This window comes from Sphingomonas bacterium, from assembly GCF_903643065.1.
In the GTDB taxonomy this organism is placed as follows: domain Bacteria; phylum Pseudomonadota; class Alphaproteobacteria; order Sphingomonadales; family Sphingomonadaceae; genus Sphingomonas.
This window is the reverse complement of record NZ_CAHJWX010000233.1, coordinates 1-4,529: the sequence shown is the minus strand read 5'-3', so window position 1 is coordinate 4,529 and position 4,529 is coordinate 1. Positions and strand designations below refer to the sequence as shown.

General features: G+C 69.7%; 6 protein-coding genes. All 6 read right to left on the bottom strand.

Translation table 11 applies throughout. From position 1 onward, the window contains the following. Positions 1-888 (bottom strand): bifunctional folylpolyglutamate synthase/dihydrofolate synthase (locus HUU95_RS09215; protein WP_174279840.1); only part of this gene is annotated, 888 nt, incomplete at its 3' end. A gap of 140 nt (positions 889-1,028) precedes the next feature. Then, the gene (gene accD, locus HUU95_RS09210) at positions 1,029-1,883 is read right to left on the bottom strand and encodes an acetyl-CoA carboxylase, carboxyltransferase subunit beta (RefSeq protein ID WP_174279839.1); all 855 of its coding nucleotides are present in this window, start codon (positions 1,881-1,883) and stop codon (positions 1,029-1,031) included. Beyond that, positions 1,880-2,671, bottom strand: a complete 792-nt coding sequence (gene trpA, locus HUU95_RS09205) for a tryptophan synthase subunit alpha (RefSeq protein ID WP_174279841.1) — start codon at positions 2,669-2,671, stop codon at positions 1,880-1,882. The genes accD and trpA overlap by 4 nt, the downstream gene beginning before the upstream one ends. Further along, positions 2,668-2,880, bottom strand: coding sequence for a hypothetical protein (locus HUU95_RS09200; protein ID WP_174279837.1), 213 nt, complete (start codon positions 2,878-2,880; stop codon positions 2,668-2,670). Before HUU95_RS09200 ends, trpA begins: the two co-directional genes overlap by 4 nt. Then, the gene (gene trpB, locus HUU95_RS09195; RefSeq protein WP_174279838.1) at positions 2,877-4,106 is read right to left on the bottom strand and encodes a tryptophan synthase subunit beta; all 1,230 of its coding nucleotides are present in this window, start codon (positions 4,104-4,106) and stop codon (positions 2,877-2,879) included. Before trpB ends, HUU95_RS09200 begins: the two co-directional genes overlap by 4 nt. Positions 4,107-4,180: 74 nt before the next feature. Next, positions 4,181-4,529, bottom strand: a 349-nt coding sequence (locus HUU95_RS09190) for a phosphoribosylanthranilate isomerase (protein WP_438827204.1), incomplete at its 5' end; no start/stop codon positions are given.

Sequence of the window (4,529 nt, the reverse complement as noted above, 5' to 3'; positions counted from 1 at the left end):
CATCCGCGCGGGCCAGTGCGCCCAATCGGCGGCGGCGCGCAACGCGGCCTCGGGCACGTGGAGCGCGCCCTGATGGCGCAGCATCGCGATGGCGAGACCCAGGTTGCGCGATTGGTGCGCGCCGACGAGGCGGGGGCGGCGGGTGACGACGGAGAAGCCGGCGTCCTGATAGCGCACGGTCGATCGCGCGGTGTCCGTGGCCCAGTCGCGGCCCCGCGCGAGCACCGGTGCGCCCGCGGCCGCCGCCACCGTCGCGATCCGGTCACGCGAGGGCCGGGCGTAGTCCATCGTGACGAGCGGGATGCCCGGCTTGGCGATCCCCGCCTTCTCGCCCGCGATGGCGACGGCGGTGTCGCCCAGAAACGCCTGGTGATCAAGCCCGAGCGCGGCGACGCCGGTCACCACCGGCGTCACCACGTTGGTGGCGTCGAGCCGGCCGCCGAGCCCGACCTCGACGATCGTCGCGGCGGCGGGGGTACGCGCGAACGCGAGGAAGGCGGCGGCGGTGGTCGCCTCGAAGAAGCTGGCGCCGATGTCCTCGCCCGCGTCCATCACCTCGGCGAGCAGGGGCGCGAGCGTCGCGTCGCCAATGAGTTGCCCGGCGATCCTGATCCGTTCGTTGAACCGGACGAGGTGGGGGCTGGCATAGACGTGGACGTCATGTCCCGCCGCCTCCAGCGCGGCGCGCAGGAACGCGCAGGTCGAGCCCTTGCCGTTCGTGCCGGCGACGTGGAACACAGGCGGCAGCGACCGGTGCGGATCACCGAGCCGCGCGAGCAGCCGCGTGATCCGGTCCAGCCCGAGCACGTCCGTTCCCGGCCCGGCGGCGAAGAGGCGTTCGAGCTGGGCCTGGACGGCCGGGTCGGTGGAGGTGGCGTGGTCGGGCACTGGTCAGGGAGCAGGGAGCAGGGAGCAGGGAGCAGGAAGCCTCGCTGCAACCTGGTATCCAGATGCGTCGGTAAGCCGAATCGGTCGGTATGCTCGACGCGAGCCTACTCCCCGCTCCCTGCTCCCTGCTCCCTCACCCATCACGCCGCTTGCCGCTCCTCCGTCAGATAGCCGATCACCGTCGCCAGCTTCGCCTTCAACGCATGGCGGTGCACCACCATGTCGATCAGGCCGTGCTCCAGATAATATTCGCTCGTCTGGAAATCGTCGGGCAGTTTCTCGCGGATCGTGCTCTCGATCACGCGGCGGCCGGTGAACGCGAGGGTGGCCTTGGGTTCGGCGAGCTGGATGTCGCCCAGCATGGCATAGGCCGCCATGACGCCGCCGCTCGTCGGGTCGGTGAGCACGACGAGGTAGGGCAGGCCGGCGTCGCGCAGCAGGTCGATCGCGACGGTGGATCTGGGCATCTGCATCAGCGACAGGATGCCTTCCTGCATCCGCGCGCCGCCGGACGCGGTGAAGATGATGTAGGGGCAGCTCGCCGCGATGGCGTTCTCGACGCCGCGCACGAACGCCTCGCCGACCGCCAGCCCCATCGAGCCGCCCATGAAGGCGAAGTCCTGGACCCCGATCACGGCGGCGTGGCCCTCGATCGTGCCCCTGGCGTTGACCAGCGCGTCCTGCTCGTGCGTGTCGGCGCGCGCGGCCTTGAGCCGATCGGTGTAGCGCTTGGAGTCGCGGAACCGAAGCGGGTCCTCCGTCACCTTGGGGGCAGGGATGATCTGCCAGCTTCCCTCGTCGAAATGCTGACGGAAGCGCTCCGCCGGGCCGATGCGGTCGTGATGATCGCACAGCGGACAGACATGGCCGTTCTCCGCCCATTCCTTGACGAACACCATCCGGTCGCAACCCTTGCACTTGTGCCAGAGGTGTTCCGACGTCTCCACCTTGGCGCGGAACGGGAGGACGTTGCGGACGGAGTTGAGCCAGCTCATGCGGGAACCTTTCGAGCATCGGCAATGGCTTGCGCCAGCGAGCTGACATAGCGCTGGACGTGGGCGGGCGCGTCGGCGCCATATCGGCCGACCAGCTCGACGATCGCGGAGCCGACGACGACGCCGTCGGCGACGCGTGCGATGGCAGCGGCCTGATCGGGCGTGCGGACGCCGAAGCCGACCGCGACGGGGAGGTCGGTCGCGGCCTTGAGACGGGCGACGGCTGCCTCGATCGAGCCCTGCGCGGCCTGTTGCAGCCCGGTGATGCCTGCGACTGAGACATAGTAGAGGAAGCCGGACGCGCCGTTCAGCACCGCCGGCAAGCGTGCGGCGTCGGTGGTGGGGGTGGCGAGGCGGATCGGGTCGACGCCGTGCGCGCGGAGCGCGGGGCCGAGCTGGTCGTCCTCCTCCGGCGGCACGTCGACACAGATCACGCCGTCGACGCCGGCGTCCTTCGCCGCGAGCGCGAACCAGTCCGGCCCGCGTCGCAGCATCGGGTTGGCATAGCCCATCAACACCAGCGGCACGGTGGGGTGTCGAGCCCGAAAAGCGCGCGCGATCAGCAGGATATCGTGCGTCGTTGTCCTGGCGGCGAAGGAGCGCAGGTTGGCGGCCTGGATCGCCGGGCCGTCCGCCATCGGATCGGTGAACGGCATGCCCAGCTCGATCACGTCCGCCCCTCCCGCGACGAGCGCGTCGAGGATGGCGGCGGTGGGGCCGTCGCCGGCGGTGACGAAGGCGACAAGCGCGGGGTGCTCTTGCGCGAAGGCGGCGGCGAGGCGGGTCAGCGCTCTGACCTCGGCCAGAACCGTTCTAAGATGCGGCTCCAGTTGAAGAGCACCGTCATCGTCAGAGCAGTCGTCGTAAAAGCCCCGATCAGATGCGCCACAATGCCGCCTAGAGGCCGGAACAGTTCGCTCGTGCCGAATCCCAACGTGACGATCATAAGGAAAAGCGTGATCTGAACTGCGGCTTCGGCAAATACCCGCCGCTTCATATCGCGACGCCGAGCGCATCGGCGACGGTGAAGATGTCCTTGTCGCCGCGTCCGCACAGGTTTGCCAGGATCACCTGATCCGGCCGCATTTCCCGTGCCTTGCGCGTCACGGCGGCGATGGCGTGGGAAGGTTCGAGCGCGGGGATGATGCCTTCGGTCCGGCACAGCAGCTGGAAGGCGTCGAGCGCTTCGGTGTCGGTCGCGCTCTCATATTGGACGCGGCCGATGTCCTTGAGCCAGGCGTGTTCCGGGCCGATGCCGGGATAGTCGAGGCCCGCGCTGATCGAGTGCGCCTCGGCGATCTGGCCGTCCTCGTCCTGCAATAGGTAGGTCTTGTTGCCGTGGAGCACGCCGGGGAAGCCGCCGGCGAGCGAGGCGGCATGCTCGCGGTCGAGCCCGTGCCCCGCCGCCTCGACGCCGAGCATCGCGACGTCGGGATCGTCCAGGAACGGATGAAAGAGGCCGATCGCGTTGGAGCCGCCGCCGATCGCCGCGACGAGCAGGTCGGGCAGGCGGCCGGTCCGGCGCAGCATCTGCTCGCGCGCCTCGCGGCCGATCACCGACTGGAAATCGCGCACCAGCTCCGGATAGGGATGGGGGCCGGCGGCGGTGCCGATGATGTAGAAAGTGTCGTGGACGTTGGCGACCCAGTCCCGCAGCCCCTCGTTCATCGCGTCCTTGAGCGTCCGCGCGCCGCTCGTCACGGCGCGAACTTCCGCTCCTAACAGCTTCATCCGGAACACATTCGGCTGTTGCCGCTCGATGTCGCGCGCGCCCATGTAGATGACGCAGGGCAGGCCGAAGCGCGCGCAGACGGTGGCGGTGGCGACGCCGTGCTGGCCGGCGCCCGTCTCCGCGATGATCCGGGTCTTGCCCATCCGCATCGCCAGCAGGATTTGGCCAATGCAGTTGTTGATCTTGTGCGCGCCCGTGTGATTCAGCTCGTCGCGCTTGAACCAGACCTGCGCGCCCATGCCGTCCGGGGCATTGTCGCGCAGCGTGTCGGTGAGCCGCTCCGCATAGTAGAGCGGCGACGGGCGGCCCACATAATGTTCGAGCAGGTCGTCGAATTGGGCCTGGAACGCCGGATCCGCCTTCGCCGCGCGATACTCGAGGTCGAGGTCGAGGATCAGCGGCATCAGCGTCTCGGCGACATAGCGTCCGCCGTAATCGCCGAAATGGCCGCGTTCGTCGGGCTGAAGGCGGAAGGAGTTGGGGGCGTTCATCGACGTGCTCCCTACCCGTTCGGGTCGAGCGAAGTCGAGACTCATGTCCCTCGACTCCGCTCGGGACGAGCGGACTAGCAGGCCGCGACCGCCTGCAGGAACGCCGCGATCTGGCCGGGGTCCTTCAGCCCCGGCGCGGTCTCCACGCCGGAGGAGACGTCGACCAGCCGCGCGCCCGTGCGACCGATCGCCTCGGCGACGTTGCCCGCATCGAGGCCGCCCGACAGCAGCCAGGGCAGCGGGTGCCGAAAACCGTCGAGCAGCGTCCAGTCGAAGCGCAGCCCCATGCCCCCGGGCAGCGCCGCGTCGTCCGGCGTCTTGGCGTCATAGAGCAGCCGGTCGGCGGCGCCGGCGAAGGCGGCCGCCGCGTCGAGATCGACGCGCGTCCTGACGGGCACGGCCGCCCAGGTCTCCCGCGCGGCG

Bases quoted from the DNA above. Each gene is read 5' to 3' on its own strand.
- HUU95_RS09200 (WP_174279837.1), bottom strand. From the start codon at position 2,880: ATGAAGCGGCGGGTATTTGCCGAAGCCGCAGTTCAGATCACGCTTTTC.
- trpB (WP_174279838.1), bottom strand. From the start codon at position 4,106: ATGAACGCCCCCAACTCCTTCCGCCTTCAGCCCGACGAACGCGGCCAT.
- accD (WP_174279839.1), bottom strand. From the start codon at position 1,883: ATGAGCTGGCTCAACTCCGTCCGCAACGTCCTCCCGTTCCGCGCCAAG.